Source organism: Streptomyces sp. NPDC088915, assembly GCF_044749825.1.
GTDB lineage: Bacteria > Actinomycetota > Actinomycetes > Streptomycetales > Streptomycetaceae > Streptomyces.
In genome coordinates, this window is record NZ_JBIVIR010000005.1 from 345,394 (window position 1) to 358,470 (window position 13,077).

Sequence of the window (13,077 nt, forward strand, 5' to 3'; positions counted from 1 at the left end):
CGGCCATGGTCCGGCTACCTCAATTCCTCGCAGAAGACAATGGTTCCGGGCCCGGATCCGGGCCCGACCGCCACCTTATCCGCATCCCCCGCCGGCCCTCTCCGGACGTCGTCAGCACGCCCCGAACGACCGGAAGACGCCCGCCGCGGCGAAGTCCGGTGCCGGATCGGTGGCGGCGGCCGTCAGTCCTCGAGGGGGTAGGTGGCGGTCACCCGCCCCTTCGCGTCGGCCGCCAGATAGGCCGACCCGTACGCGTCGGACAGGTAGACGCTCATCCCGGCGTCGGTGTTCGTCAGCGTCGAGGCCGGGCTGACGACCAGGTAGCGGCTGGTCGGATCCTTCACCCCCAGCTCCCTCTCGGCGCGCTTCAGGAGCGTCGGCAGGGCGTCCCACGCGAAGGTGTCCAGGTCCACCGGGACCGAGCCGGGGAAGACGGTGCCGCCGGGACCCTGCCGGACGGCCACGTCCCCGCCCCGGTACATGTACTGGTCGTAGCGCTTCGTGCTGCCCTTGACCATCGCCTCGGCGATCGCGTACTCCGGGTACACGACGAACCTGCTGACCTTGGCGCCGCCCGAGGCCTCCTCGACGGCGGCGACGGCGGCCCTGACCCCGGCGGGCGTCAGCAGGTCGAGCTTCCCGGCGGTCTCCTCCGCCGTGGGCTCCTGCGCGGGTGCCGTCGTGGGCGCCGCCGACCCCACGGGCCGCTGGGAGCCCGGACCCTGCTGCGAGGGGGCGGCGACGGTCGGCCCGTCACTCGGCTCGTGTGCTCCCCGGTCCCAGTTCACGACGGCGACGGGTATCCCCACCGCCAGGACCGCCACCGCAGCGGCCGCCACGACGATCCGGCGCCCGCGCCGCCGCCCGGGAGCGCCCGCCGCCACCGGGGCGGTCGCGGGGGACGCGCCGGGGAAGCCCGCCGGGGCGCCTGCCCCCGGGACCCCCGTCGGACCCGCCGCCGGTGGTGCGAGGTGGAACGAGGTCGCCCCCTCGGGACCGACTCCGGGGCCTCCGTGACCGGACATTCCGGCGCCCGGCGCTCCGAAACCCGGCCCCCCGGCGCCCGGTGCTCCGAAGCCGGGCGCCCCCGACCCCGGCGCCCCGAAGCCCGGCACCCGGTCCCGTACCGCCCCGCCGTCCCCCGGCGCCCCCGTCGTGACGGCCGCCAGCGCCCGGTCCACCTCCTCCGCGTCCGGGCGCGCCGCCGGGTCCCGTACGAGGAGCCGGGTCAGCACGCCGGTCAGCGCGCCGGCCCGGACCGGGGGCGGCACGTCGTCGGAGATGACCGCCGCGAGGGTCGCCAGGGTGTTCTCCCTGCGCAGCGGGTGGCGGCCCTCCACCGCCACGTACAGCAGCATGGCCAGCGACCACAGGTCGGCCGCCGGGCCGCTCGCGCCGCCCCGGATCCGCTCGGGCGCCATGTAGTCCGGCGAGCCGATGATCGAGCCGGAGGCGGTCAGGGAAGTGGACTCCTGGATCGCCGCGATGCCGAAGTCGGTGAGGACCGGCCGCCCGTCGGGCCGCAGCAGGACGTTGGCGGGCTTCACGTCGCGGTGCTCGATGCCCAGGCCGTGGGCGGCGCGCAGCGCCGAGAGCAGCTCGCGGCCGAGCGCGGCGGCCTCGGCGGGGGCCAGCGTGCCCCGGTCGAGCCGGTCCTGGAGCGAGCCGCCGGTGACCAGCTCCATCACGAGCCACGGATACGTGCCCTCGCCCGCGTCCACGATGTGGTGGATCGTCACCACGCCGGGGTGGTCGATCCGGGCCAGGGCGCGGGCCTCCCGCAGCACCCGCTCGCGCAGGGTCCGCGCGCCCTCGGTGTCGTACTCGGCCATCGCGGGGTCCGGCGGGCGCACCTCCTTGAGCGCCACGTCCCGGTGGAGGGCCAGGTCGCGGGCGCGCCACACCGTCCCCATGCCGCCCCCGCCCAGCCGCTCCACCAGCTCGAAACGGCCGTCGATCACTCTGCTCACGCGCGCACCCCTGTACTCGGGTCGTTCCCCGGTCCTCTGAGCGGTACCGGCCCCCGGCCGGCCCGCCGTCCCCTTCGCCGTACACGTCCACGTCCACCCGCCCGCGCCCCGTACGGGGCCGAGCCGGCCGTACGGGTCCACGTCCCGTACGGGTCCGCCCGGGCGTCCGCCCAGATCTTCGCCGTTACCGGCCCGTACTGTCACCTTCCGCCCCCGCACGCCCGGGAACACCGAACGGCCGCACGCGCAGCGCCCGCCGACGGTGTCTCGGATAGGGTGATTCGGTAGGAATCGCGCCCCTTGGGGCCGGCCGAGGCGTGGGGCGATGCGTTGGAGACTCACCAGTCGTCGAGCAGGGTTCCGCAGCCGCCCCGGGCGGCCGTGGGGGACGCCGGCGTGCTCCGCGAGCTGCTGCCGATCGCCCTCTGGAGGGAGGACGCCGACGGCCGCATCGTCGAATGGTCCCTCGCCGCCCAGGACCTCCTCGGCCACCGCCCCGAGCACGTGCTCGGACGGCTCGCCACCCCGCTCCTCGTCCCCGACGCCAACCGGGAGCTCGCCGACCGGCTCACCGTCCGCGTCCAGGCGGGCGAGACCATCATGGGCACGCTGCCCGTCCGCCACCGCGACGGCCACACGGTCGCCATGGAGATGTGGATCGTGCCGGCCGCCGATCCGGAGGGGCGGACGGGGGCGATGCTCATCGCCGTGGAGACCTCCGAGGTCCTGCGGATGCGCGAGAACCTGGCGGCGATGGAGAGCCTCTTCACCCAGTCGCCCATCGGCCTGGCACTCCTCGGCCCCGACCTGCGCTTCCTGCGCGTCAACGACGCCCTGGCCCTGATGAACGGCGTCCCGGCCGCCGAGCACGTCGGCCGCCACCTCGCCGAGGTCGTGCCGGACGTCAACGCCGACTCGCTCGAAGCCCTCATGCGCCGGGTCCTCCACAGCGGCACCGCCGTCGTCGACGCCCGCCGGGTCGGCCGCACCCCCGCCGACCCCGGCCGCGACCGCGTCTGGTCCTGCTCCTACGCCCCGCTCCTCGACCGAGGCGACCGCCGGCCGCTCGGGCTCATCGCCTCCCTCGTCGACATCACCGAGAGCCAGGAGGCGCACGGCGAGGTCGAGCGGGCCCGGCACCGCTTCGCCCTGCTCGCGGAGGCCGGCACCAGGATCGGCACCACCCTGGACCTCGCGCGGACGGCCGAGGAGGCCGTCCGCTTCCTCGTCCCCCAGCTCGCCGACTCCGCCGACGTGCAGATGCTGGAGTCGGTCCTCGCGCCGGACGAGTCGGCCGCCTCCACCCGGGGCGTCCTGCGGCGGCTCGCGGCCCGCTTCCCCGAACCGACCGCCCCCACGGCCCAGCTCGTACCGGGGCAGACCTTCCAGATCCCGCTCGACTCCGCGTACGAGCGGGCCGTCGCCCAGGGGCGGCCCACCAACCTCTACGCGTCCGACCTCCCGGCCCTCTTCGGCGGCCCGCGCGCCGAGCCGCTGCGCACCTACTTCGCCGCCCGCATCGGCTCGGCGCGGCTCGTCCCCCTCGTGGCCCGGGGCAAGGTCCTCGGCACGATCACGGTGACCCGGCTGCGCGACCGCGAGCCCTTCGACGCCCAGGACCGGGTCCTCATCGACGAGGTCGTGGCCCGCGCCGCCCTCAACATCGACAACGCCCGCCTCTACACCACCCAGCGGGAGGCCGCCCTCACCCTCCGGCGCTCCCTCGTCAACAACGCGCTCCCCACCGTCGCCGGCCTCGAACTCACCGGCCGCTACCTGCCCGCGAGCGCCCATGACGTCGGCGGCGACTGGTACGACGCCATCGCCCTGCCGGGCGGCAGGACCGGGCTCGTCATCGGCGACGTCATGGGCCACGGCATCCACGCGGCGGCCGTCATGGGCCAGTTGCGCACCGCCGTGCGGACCCTGGCCCGTCACGACATCCCGCCGGCCCGGATGCTCAGCTCCCTCGACGCGGTCGTGGCCGACCTGGGCGAGGACGAGATGGCGACCTGCGTGTACGCGGTCCACGACCCGGCCACCGGCCGCTGGACGATCGCCCGCGCGGGGCATCCGCCGCCGGCCGTCGCCACCCCGGACGGGGCGGTCGGCTTCCTCGAAGGGCCGCCGGGCACCCCGCTGGGCACGGGCGCCCACGACTTCGGCACGGAGGAGGTCGTCCTGCCCCGGGGCGGGCTCCTCGTCCTCTACACGGACGGTCTCGTCGAGGCCCGCGACCGGGACCTCGACCAGGGCATGGGCCAGCTCGCCCGGGCGCTCCGGCCCCTCGACCGGCCCCTGGACGTGCTGTGCGACGAGGTCCTCGTGCGGCTCCTCGGGGGGTCGGCCCAGGACGACGTGGCGGTCCTGGTCGCCCGGAGCCTCCGCTGAGCCGCCCGTTCCCGGCCCGTACGCGGTCGGGTCGGGTCGCGTAAGGCCGGGTCAGGTCACGTCGATGTGCACGCTGGTCGACTTCACGCGCGCGGTGGCCCGCATGCCGACCTCGAGGCCCAGCTCCTCCACGGCCTCCCGGGTGAGGAGCGAGACGAGCCGGTGCGGACCGGCCTGGATCTCGACCTGGGCCGCGACGTCCCCGAGCTTGACGGCGGTCACGATCCCGGGGAACGCGTTGCGCGCCGAGGTGTACGCCTCCTCGCCCTCCCCGGCGGCGCCCTGCCCGACCTCGACGGAGAAGGCGGCGAGGTCGCGGCCGTCGATGAGCCGCCGGCCGTTCTCGTCGCGGTGGGTGGTGACCCGGCCCGCGTCTGCCCAGCGGCGTGCGGTGTCGGGGCTGACGCCCAGCAGACGTGCCGCCTGCCCGATGGTGTAGGACTGCATGAGGGTAAGATTAGGCAGCCTGTTGCCGCATATGCAACGCATATGCGAGTAATTCAGCCGCATGTGCGACCCGGAATGGGGGTCAGGGAGCCCCCGGCCCCCGCCCGATCGCCTCGACCAGGGGCAGCAGCCGGTGGGGCACCCGCTCGCGCAGCGCGATCTCGGTCCGGGTGCGGACCACCCCGGGCAGTCGGATGAGGCGCTGGATGACGTCCTCCAGGTGCCCGGCGTCCCGCGCCACCACCCGGGTCAGCAGGTCGCCGCCCCCGGTGATGGAGAAGGCCTCCACGATCTCCGGCACGGACGCGAGGGCGTCCCCGACCTCGTCCAGGTGCCCCTGGGTCACCTCCACGTGCACGAAGGCGAGCACCGGGTGGCCGAGGGCGGCGGGGGAGAGGACCGGCCCGGTCGCGGTGATCACCCCGTCCCGTTCGAGCCGGTCGATCCGGGCCTGTACGGTGCCCCGCGCCACGCCCAGGATCCGCGCGTACTCGCGCACGCTCGTCCTCGGCTGCTCGATCAGCAGCCGCAGGATCCGGGTGTCGAGCTCGTCCACCGCCATGCCTCGCCGGCCTCCTTCGGTCCCGCCTGCCCGGGGGCGACTCTACGCTCCCCGGGCCTCCGCGCCGCTCAGTCCTCGGCGCGGGCCGCGTGCCTGGCCCAGAGGACCAGGGGGAGCTGGAGGGGGAGGCGGCCGTAGGCGACGGCCTTGGCCGCCGCCGGGCGGTGGCGCCAGTCGTACGCCATCTTCACGTTGGCCGGGAAGACGGCCGCGAAGAAGAGGGCGCTCGCGCGGGCGCTCGCCCGGCGCGTCCCCGGCACCGCGAGACCGGCGGCGAGCGCCAGCTCGGCGACCCCGCTGACCCGCGTCCAGGTCCTCGGGCTGCCCGGCAGGGCGCGCGGCACGATCGAGTCGAACGGCTTCGGGGCGAGGAAGTGGGTTGCGCCCGCGGCGGCCAGCAGGCCGGCGAGAGCGAGGGCGGAATGTGCGGGCCGGGGCATGGGGGTCCTCCGAGGCGACGGTGCGGAGCCGTTACTGACGGGTAAGTAAGAAGCGAGGATAGGCGGGAGCTGGACGAGCCGTCGAGGTCTGGAGCGACTCCTTCCGCGATCCGGACCGCCGCCGCTGCCCGTCGCGACGGCGCCGATCCGGCGAAGGTGGTCCGTTGGCCCACCAGTGGAACATCGAGCGCTCCGTTCACCGGGCCAATGGATCAGCATAACGGCGATGAGTTGAGCCAATGGGGCCTTCGATGTTTTCCTGTGTCGTATCCACGTACTTTCGGCGCCGCGCAGCGCCGGGGCGGCGACGAGGCCGGTCCGGACCGCGGCGCCTTCGTCGTGTCCGTGCGACCCCACCACCCCGGGACGCCGCGCGGCCGGCGGAAGGCAAGACAAGGGGGCGGCCCTAGCCGTGAAGAAGATGTTCGTGGCCCCGGATCCGGGCCTCGTCCGACTGCGCGTCTCCCTGCGGGCGGTCCTCGGCATCGGCCTCGCGGTCGCGCTCGCCGAGCTCGCGGGGTTCTCCCTCACCGCCTCCATCACGGCCGGCCTCGCCGCGCTGCTCGCCCTCTTCACCGTGGGCGACCCGACCGTGCGCCGCCAGGCCGTCACCACCGCCCTGCTGCCCGCCGCCGGCTTCCCCGTCCTCGCCCTGGCGACCCTCCTCCACGGCCTCCCCCTCCTGCGCGACGCCGCCTGGCTCCTCGTCGTCTTCGCCGGGGTCTACGCCCGCCGCTGGGGACCGCGCGGACACGCCCTCGGCATCTTCGCCTTCATGCAGTTCTTCGTGACGCAGTTCCTGCACGCGCTCCCCGCGCAGCTGCCGGAGCTGTACGCGGCCGTGGCCCTCGCCCTGCTCGCCTCCGGCGCCGTCCGCTTCGGCGCCTGGTGCGTCGAGCGGCGCGTCCCGCCGCCCGCCGCGCCCGCCCCGCTGCCGGGCGCCGGCCTCGCCCGTCCCACCACCCGCCAGGCCTTCCAGGCCGCCGCCGCCTGCGCCGTCGCCCTCGCCGCCGGCCAGCTGATCTCCCACGAGCGGTGGTACTGGGCCGTCGGCACCGCCTGGTGGATCTTCGTCAACACCGCCTCGCGCGGCGAGACCCTCGTCCGGGGCTTCCGCCGGGTCCTCGGCACCGTCACCGGCATCGCCGCCGGGCTCCTGATCGCCGTCCCCCTGGGCGGTGCGCCCGCCCCGACCGCCCTCCTCGTCGCCGTGTGCGTCTTCGGGATCTTCTACACCGCCCCGCTCTCGTACAGCTGGATGATGTTCTTCGTGACCGTCATGGCCGGTCTCCTCTACGGGCTGCTCGGCGTCCTGCACCCCGGGCTGCTGCTCCTGCGCTTCCAGGAGACCGCCGTCGGCGCGATCGGTGCCGCGATCGGCGTGGCCCTGCTGCCCGTGACCACGCACGCCGCCACCAACGCCTGGATCGAGCGCGCCGTGACCTGCGTGCACACCTGCACCACGGCCGCCGCCCGCCGGCTCGCCGGCGACCCGGACGCCGACCCGGCGCCGCACGCCGCCGAGCTGGAACTCCTGCTCGGCCGGGTCCGGCTCTCCCTCGCGCCGCTCGTGCACCCGCTGAGCCCGCTGCGCGCCCGCAAGGCCCGCGCCCGCCGGGTGCTCGCCCTCCTGGACGACTGCGCCCGCGAGATCAGGGGCCTCGCCGTCGTCGCCGCCGACCCGGACGCCTCGCACGACGCCCGGCTCGCGGCCGCCGCCTGGCGCGTCGAGGCCGCCGTCCACGCCCTCGTACCCCCGGCGCGGCCCGTACGGTCCTCGGTCGACGAGGCGGCCGGGGTGCCGCACCACCACCCCGGAGCCGAGGCCGCCCTCGGCCATCTGCACGGCCTGGAGCAGGCGCTCGTCGACCTCGCGGCGCCCCTGCGCACCTCCCCGCGCGCGCCCCTGGTCCCGGCCGCCTGAGCCGCCCGCCCGTACAAGGGGCCGGAACCGGTCCCCGGTTCCGGCCCCTTGGTCTAGACCCCTGCTACCGTCGGCCGCGGGACGGCCGGCCGGACGAAGCCGGCGCCGGGACAGGGGAGACGCCGTGGGCGACGCAGGAACGGTCCGGAACGGGGAGCACGAGGGCGCGGTACGGGCCTGGATCGGCTCCTTCACCTCGGCGGGCGGACGCGGGGTCCTCGCCGCCGACGTGGACGCCGGGACGGGCGCGCTGACCGTCACCGGCGCGAGCGACGCCGTCGCCGACCCGTCCTTCCTCGCCCTCGCGGGACCCCTGCTGTACGCCGTGTCCGAGACCGACGCGGGCGCCGTGGCCGCCTTCGACGTCACCGGGCCCGCGCCCCGGCCGCTCGGCGCGCCCGTCCCCGTCGACGGCTCCGGCCCCACCCACCTCTCCCTGGCCGGGGGACACGTCCTGACCGCCAACTACACCTCCGGCGGCGTCACCGTCCTGCCCCTCGCCGTCGACGGCACCGTCCGCCCCGCCACGGCGGTCCTGCGCCACGAGGGGAGCGGGCCCGTCGCGGACCGCCAGAGCGGCCCGCACGCCCACCAGGTGCTCCCCGACCCCAGCGGCCGCTGGGTCCTGAGCGTGGACCTCGGCACCGACTCCGTGTGGATCCACGCCCTCGACCCCGCGACCGAGGAGCCCTCCTTCCACGCCGAGACCGCGCTGCGCCCCGGCACGGGACCGCGCCACCTCGCCTTCCACCCGGCCGGCACGCACGCGTACGTCCTGCACGAGCTGGAGCCCGTCCTCACCGTCTGCCGCTGGGACGCGGAGACCGGCACCCTCGAACCGCTCGGCGAGACCCGCGTGGTCCCCGAGGGCGCCCCCGGCCCCAGCCACCCCTCCGAGGTGGTCGTCGCCCCCGACGGCCGCTTCCTCTGGGCCGCCGTCCGCGGCGACGACACCCTCGCCGTCCTCGCCCTCGACCCGGACGGGTCGAAGGCCGAGCTGACCGCCACCGTGCCCTGCGGCGGCACCTGGCCCCGGGACCTGGCCCTCGCCCCCTCGGGACGGCACCTGTACGCGGCGAACGAGCGCTCCGGCGACGTCACCTGGTTCTCCCTCGACCCCGAGACCGGCGTCCCGTCCCGCGCGGGCGCGATCGAGGCCCCGGCGGCCTCCTGCGTCGTCCTGGGCTGATTCCCGCGCCTCCTTGCCCCCGGGCACGCCGAAGGGCCCGCACCGTCCGGTGCGGGCCCTTCCGTGGGAGCGGCGAACGGCGTCGCGGCCCTCAGAGCGCGGGCGCGCCCTGCGGCTGCTGCGGCGGGATGCCGAGCGCGGCCGAGTACTGCGAGAGGACCAGCTTGCCGATCGCCGGGTAGGCGCCCAGCGGCTCGGCGGCGGCGCACCCGGCCTCCTTCGAGGCCTCGTCGAGGAGCCCCTCGGCCAGCTCGGGACCGATCAGGTACGGCGCGAGGGCCAGCTGCTCCGAGCCCGCGGCGCGCAGCTGCTCGGCGACGGAGGCGATCGAGCCCTCCTGGTCGAGCGCGGCGGCGATCACCGGCACGGCGAGGCGCGCGGCGAGCAGCATGCCGGTGATCCCGGCGGCCTGCACGGCCTCCTCGCCGCCGACCGTGGCCAGGATGATGCCGTCGGCGGCCGTCGTGACCGTGAACAGGCGGGCGCGGTCGGCGCGGGCCAGGCCCGCCTCCGACAGGCGCACGTGCAGCGCCTCGGCGAGCAGCGGGTGCGGACCGAGGACGTCGGTCAGCTCGGCGGTGTTGCCGCCGTCCATCACGGCCTGGCGGACCCGGCGCGTCTGGGCGCTGTCCGGACCGGCGAGCAGCGGGACGACGACCGAGGCCGGGCCCGTCGGGGCGGCGACCTCGCGGCCGGCGGCCACGGCCAGCTCGTACCGCTGGGTGCGCAGTGCCTCGACGGCCGTCAGCACGTTCGCCAGGGACGGGAACTCGACGTCGTCGCCCTCCAGGAACCCGATCACGGCCTCCAGGCCGGGCAGCTCGGAACGGGCGATGCTCACGACCTCTTCGGCCAGCGAGCGTATGGCGGCGGACGGCACGCCGGGCACGGCGAGAACCAGTGCGGGAGCGCCCTCGGGCGCCGCCGCGGGTTCGGGGCGACGGTGCCGCCCGGACTGGCGGGGTCGAGGCATTCGTACAGGCAGGCCGGAAGCAGGCCCAGTGGGGGAGCTCATGGCGCCGCATGCTACTGGTTTCGCCCCCGCCACCGTTCGCTGAGGTGCGGTCACGCGCCTTCTGTCCCCGTATGTCCAGTCCCCTGCGCCACTGCCGTGCCTTTCCGGCCGGCCTCCGCCCGCGTCCGGTCGTCCCCCGGCCCGCCGCACCGGCCCCCACCTGGGCGGACGCCCCGCTACGAACCCCCCTCGCCGAACAGCCGGAGCAGGGAAGGGTCCTCCGGCAACCGCAGCGTCCCGGTGGCGAGCGCCGAGGCGAGGGAGACCGCCCCGGCCAGCGGATCCCCCGCGGCCTCCACCGTCCGGGCGTGCGGGAGCAGCTCCCCGAGCGCCGCCCGCACGGGTACGAGCAGCGGGTCGCCCATCCGGAACAGGCCCCCGGTCAGGGCCACCACGGCCCCGGCCCCCGCCGGGCACGCGGCCCCGGCCGCCTCCGCGATGTGCGTACCGGCCCGCGCGAGGATGTCCACCGCCACCGGGTCCTCCGGGGCGCAGTGCCCCACCTCGGGCGCGAAGGAGGCGAGCACCGCGGGCCGGTCCGTCCGCGGATAGAGCACGCCCGGAAGGCCCGCCATCGGTCCGAACAGCTTCTCGGCCCGGTCCAGGAGCGCCGCCGAACCGCCGCGCCGCCCGTCGTACGCGCGCATGGCCGCCTCCAGGCCCGCCCGGCCGATCCAGGCGCCGCTGCCGCAGTCGCCCAGGAGGTGCCCCCAGCCGTCGGCCCGCCGCCAGGTCGCCAGGTCCGTGCCGAGCCCGATCATCCCCGTGCCGCCCGCGACGACCGCGCCCGGCCGCTGCCCGAGCGCCCCCGCGTACGCGGTGACCGCGTCGGCCGCGAGCGCGAGCCGGCGCACCCCCCACGCCGCCGCCAGCGCGCCCGGCAGCCCGGCCCGCAGCTCGTCCCCGAGGGTCGCCATGCCGGCGGCGCCCACGGCCGCGGCGAGCACCGGACGCCCGCCGAAGGGCTCCGTCAGGGCGCGGACGGCCGGCAGGACCTGCTCCAGGAAGTGGGCGGCGGAGATCCCGCCCGGCCCGGTCCGCACCGGCTCGCGCGAGGCGCGGCCGTCGAGGACCGTGCCGGTCGCGGCGTCGGCCAGGGCGATCCGCAGCCCCGAACCGCCGGAGTCGACGCCGACGACCAGACCGGCCGGGCCGCCCGTACCGTTCGGGCCGTCGGAGGGTTCGTTCACGGAAGCCAAGGTGCACCGTCCTCGCGAGAGTGGGCGGAGTGGGCGGAGTGGAGCGGGCCCGGGGCCCGGCGGGCGTCCCGGCCCGTTGTCACTGTAGGCCGGTAGAGTGACGGACCGTGACAGCGCGACCTTTGAGTGAACTGGTGGAGTCCGGCTGGGCGGAGGCCCTGAGCCCCGTCGCGGGACGTGTGGCGGCCATGGGCGACTTCCTGCGGGCGGAGCTCGCCGCGGGCCGGACCTATCTGCCCTCCGGGCCGAACGTCCTGCGGGCCTTCCAACAGCCCTTCGACGACGTACGGGTCCTGATCGTGGGTCAGGACCCCTACCCCACGCCGGGGATGGCGATCGGGCTGAGCTTCGCGGTCGCGCCCGAGGTCCGTTCCCTGCCCGGCAGCCTGGAGAACATCTTCCGGGAGCTGCACACCGACCTGGGCCTGCCCCGGCCGTCCAACGGCGACCTGACCCCCTGGACCCGCCAGGGCGTCCTGCTCCTCAACAGGGCGCTGACCACCGCCCCGCGCAAGCCGGGCGCCCACCGGGACAAGGGCTGGGAGGAGGTCACCGAGCAGGCGATCCGCGCCCTCGCGGCCCGGGGCAAGCCCCTGGTGTCGATCCTGTGGGGCCGCGACGCCCGCAACACCCGCCCGTTCCTGAACGGCCTCCCGGCGGTCGAGTCCGCGCACCCCTCCCCGATGTCGGCGGACCGGGGCTTCTTCGGCTCCCGGCCCTTCAGCCGCGCCAACGAACTCCTGCTCGGCCTGGGCGCGCAGCCGGTGGACTGGCGCCTGCCCTGACCCGGGGTGCGGGCGACGCCCCTCAGACCACCGCCGCCCGCACGCACAGCACGTCCGGCAGGTGCTCGGCGAGGAGGTGCCAGGTGTCCCCGTCGTCGGCGCTCGCGTACACCTCGCCGTTCCGGTTGCCGAAGTAGACGCCGGCCGGGTCCGCGTCGTCCGTGCACAGCGCGTCCCGCAGCACCGTGCCGTAGTGGTCGCCCCCGGGCAGCCCGGCCGACAGCGGCTCCCACGTGTCCCCGGCGTCGGTCGTGCGGTAGACCCGGCACCGGCGGCCCGCGGGCACCCGGTCGGAGTCCGCCGTGATGGGGAAGAGGTAGGCGGTGCCGGGGCGGTGGGGGTGCGCGGCGACCGCGAACCCGAAGTCGGAGGGGAGCCCCGCGCCGATGTCGGACCAGACGGCGCCCGCGTCGTCGCTGCGGAAGACCCCCCAGTGGTTCTGGAGGTAGAGCCGGTCCGGATCGCCCGCGTCCTGGGCGATCTTGTGGACGCACTGCCCGAACTCGGGGTGCGGGTCGGGCAGGAACACCGCGGACACGCCCTCGTTGGAGGGCTCCCACGCGGCCCCGCCGTCTCTCGACCGGAAGACCCCGGCGGTCGACACCGCGACCGTGAGCGCGTCGGGGTCGCGGGGGTCGGTGACCACGGTGTGCACGGCCTCGCCGCCCCCGCCGGGCACCCACTGCGACCGGGTCGGGTGCTCCCATAGCGGGCGGACCAGCTCGAAGGACTCGCCGCCGTCCGCCGACCGGAAGAGCGCGGCCGGCTCCGTCCCCGCGTACACCACGCCGGGGGAGTGCTCCGGCGCCGGGTGCAGCTGCCAGACGCGCTCCAGGGAGGCGCCGGTGTCCTCGGGGAACCGCACGGCCGGCCGGGCCGGCTCCGTCCAGCTCCGGCCGAGGTCGTCGGAGTGGAAGACGGACGGCCCCCAGTGGGCGCTGTCCCCGCCGACGAGCAGCCGCGGGGTCGGCCCCCGGGTGTCGACGGCGACCGAGTACACCGCCTGCGCGGGGAACGCCGGTTCCCCGAACTCCCATCGTCCGTCGTGCCTTCGGCCGATGAAGAGGCCCTTGCGGGTTCCCACGGTGAGGAGTACGTCGGGCATGGCTGCCACCTCCAGGACGCCTTTGTCACGGATACGGCCAGTCTGCACCC

The 13,077-nt window shown here is 76.1% G+C and carries 11 protein-coding genes; 4 read left to right on the plus strand and 7 right to left on the minus strand.

All coding sequences use genetic code 11. The annotated features are described in order from the left end of the window. Window positions 1–182: 182 nt before the first annotated feature. The gene (locus ACIP5O_RS12050) at window positions 183–1,913 is read right to left on the minus strand and encodes a protein kinase (RefSeq protein WP_401291961.1); all 1,731 of its coding nucleotides are present in this window, start codon (window positions 1,911–1,913) and stop codon (window positions 183–185) included. Window positions 1,914–2,366: 453 nt separating this feature from the next. Between ACIP5O_RS12050 and ACIP5O_RS12055 the strand changes: the two genes are divergently transcribed. Then, complete coding sequence (locus tag ACIP5O_RS12055) at window positions 2,367–4,361, plus strand: SpoIIE family protein phosphatase (protein ID WP_401291742.1); 1,995 nt, start codon at window positions 2,367–2,369, stop codon at window positions 4,359–4,361. Between the two features lie 51 nt (window positions 4,362–4,412). On the opposite strand, the gene ACIP5O_RS12060 is transcribed toward ACIP5O_RS12055, so the two are convergent. The 3 genes from ACIP5O_RS12060 to ACIP5O_RS12070 all read right to left on the minus strand — a co-directional run bounded on the left by ACIP5O_RS12060 (window position 4,413) and on the right by ACIP5O_RS12070 (window position 5,810). Next, window positions 4,413–4,808 (minus strand): molybdopterin-binding protein, encoded by a 396-nt coding sequence (locus tag ACIP5O_RS12060; RefSeq protein WP_401291745.1) that lies wholly within the window; start codon window positions 4,806–4,808, stop codon window positions 4,413–4,415. A gap of 82 nt (window positions 4,809–4,890) precedes the next feature. Then, complete coding sequence (locus tag ACIP5O_RS12065) at window positions 4,891–5,370, minus strand: Lrp/AsnC family transcriptional regulator (RefSeq protein ID WP_401291748.1); 480 nt, start codon at window positions 5,368–5,370, stop codon at window positions 4,891–4,893. A gap of 68 nt (window positions 5,371–5,438) precedes the next feature. Beyond that, on the minus strand, window positions 5,439–5,810 hold the full coding sequence (locus tag ACIP5O_RS12070; RefSeq protein WP_401291750.1) for a hypothetical protein: 372 nt from the start codon (window positions 5,808–5,810) through the stop codon (window positions 5,439–5,441). A gap of 421 nt (window positions 5,811–6,231) precedes the next feature. On the opposite strand from ACIP5O_RS12070, the gene ACIP5O_RS12075 reads away from it, so the two are divergent. Together ACIP5O_RS12075 and ACIP5O_RS12080 are read left to right on the plus strand one after the other, a co-directional pair. Next, the gene (locus tag ACIP5O_RS12075) at window positions 6,232–7,734 is read left to right on the plus strand and encodes an FUSC family protein (RefSeq protein WP_401291964.1); all 1,503 of its coding nucleotides are present in this window, start codon (window positions 6,232–6,234) and stop codon (window positions 7,732–7,734) included. A 124-nt stretch (window positions 7,735–7,858) separates the two neighbouring features. Then, window positions 7,859–8,923 (plus strand): lactonase family protein, encoded by a 1,065-nt coding sequence (locus ACIP5O_RS12080; protein WP_401291753.1) that lies wholly within the window; start codon window positions 7,859–7,861, stop codon window positions 8,921–8,923. Window positions 8,924–9,014: 91 nt separating this feature from the next. Here the strand turns inward: ACIP5O_RS12080 and ACIP5O_RS12085 are convergent, their stop codons facing one another. Continuing rightward, window positions 9,015–9,938: a sirohydrochlorin chelatase gene (locus ACIP5O_RS12085; RefSeq protein ID WP_401291755.1), complete on the minus strand. Its 924-nt coding sequence runs from the start codon at window positions 9,936–9,938 to the stop codon at window positions 9,015–9,017. Window positions 9,939–10,114: 176 nt separating this feature from the next. Beyond that, window positions 10,115–11,128 (minus strand): N-acetylglucosamine kinase, encoded by a 1,014-nt coding sequence (locus tag ACIP5O_RS12090; RefSeq protein WP_401291758.1) that lies wholly within the window; start codon window positions 11,126–11,128, stop codon window positions 10,115–10,117. 116 nt (window positions 11,129–11,244) lie between these two features. Between ACIP5O_RS12090 and ACIP5O_RS12095 the strand changes: the two genes are divergently transcribed. Further along, window positions 11,245–11,922 (plus strand): uracil-DNA glycosylase, encoded by a 678-nt coding sequence (locus tag ACIP5O_RS12095; RefSeq protein WP_401291761.1) that lies wholly within the window; start codon window positions 11,245–11,247, stop codon window positions 11,920–11,922. Window positions 11,923–11,944: 22 nt separating this feature from the next. On the opposite strand, the gene ACIP5O_RS12100 is transcribed toward ACIP5O_RS12095, so the two are convergent. After that, window positions 11,945–13,027: a WD40/YVTN/BNR-like repeat-containing protein gene (locus tag ACIP5O_RS12100; RefSeq protein WP_401291764.1), complete on the minus strand. Its 1,083-nt coding sequence runs from the start codon at window positions 13,025–13,027 to the stop codon at window positions 11,945–11,947. Window positions 13,028–13,077 lie beyond the last annotated feature (50 nt).

Excerpts from the sequence above, each read along its gene's own strand:
- ACIP5O_RS12070 (WP_401291750.1), bottom strand. The coding sequence starts at position 5,810 with ATGCCCCGGCCCGCACATTCCGCCCTCGCTCTCGCCGGCCTGCTGGCC.
- ACIP5O_RS12060 (WP_401291745.1), bottom strand. The coding sequence starts at position 4,808 with ATGCAGTCCTACACCATCGGGCAGGCGGCACGTCTGCTGGGCGTCAGC.
- ACIP5O_RS12075 (WP_401291964.1), top strand. The coding sequence starts at position 6,232 with ATGTTCGTGGCCCCGGATCCGGGCCTCGTCCGACTGCGCGTCTCCCTG.
- ACIP5O_RS12065 (WP_401291748.1), bottom strand. The coding sequence starts at position 5,370 with ATGGCGGTGGACGAGCTCGACACCCGGATCCTGCGGCTGCTGATCGAG.
- ACIP5O_RS12085 (WP_401291755.1), bottom strand. The coding sequence starts at position 9,938 with ATGAGCTCCCCCACTGGGCCTGCTTCCGGCCTGCCTGTACGAATGCCT.
- ACIP5O_RS12050 (WP_401291961.1), bottom strand. The coding sequence starts at position 1,913 with ATGGGGACGGTGTGGCGCGCCCGCGACCTGGCCCTCCACCGGGACGTG.
- ACIP5O_RS12100 (WP_401291764.1), bottom strand. The coding sequence starts at position 13,027 with ATGCCCGACGTACTCCTCACCGTGGGAACCCGCAAGGGCCTCTTCATC.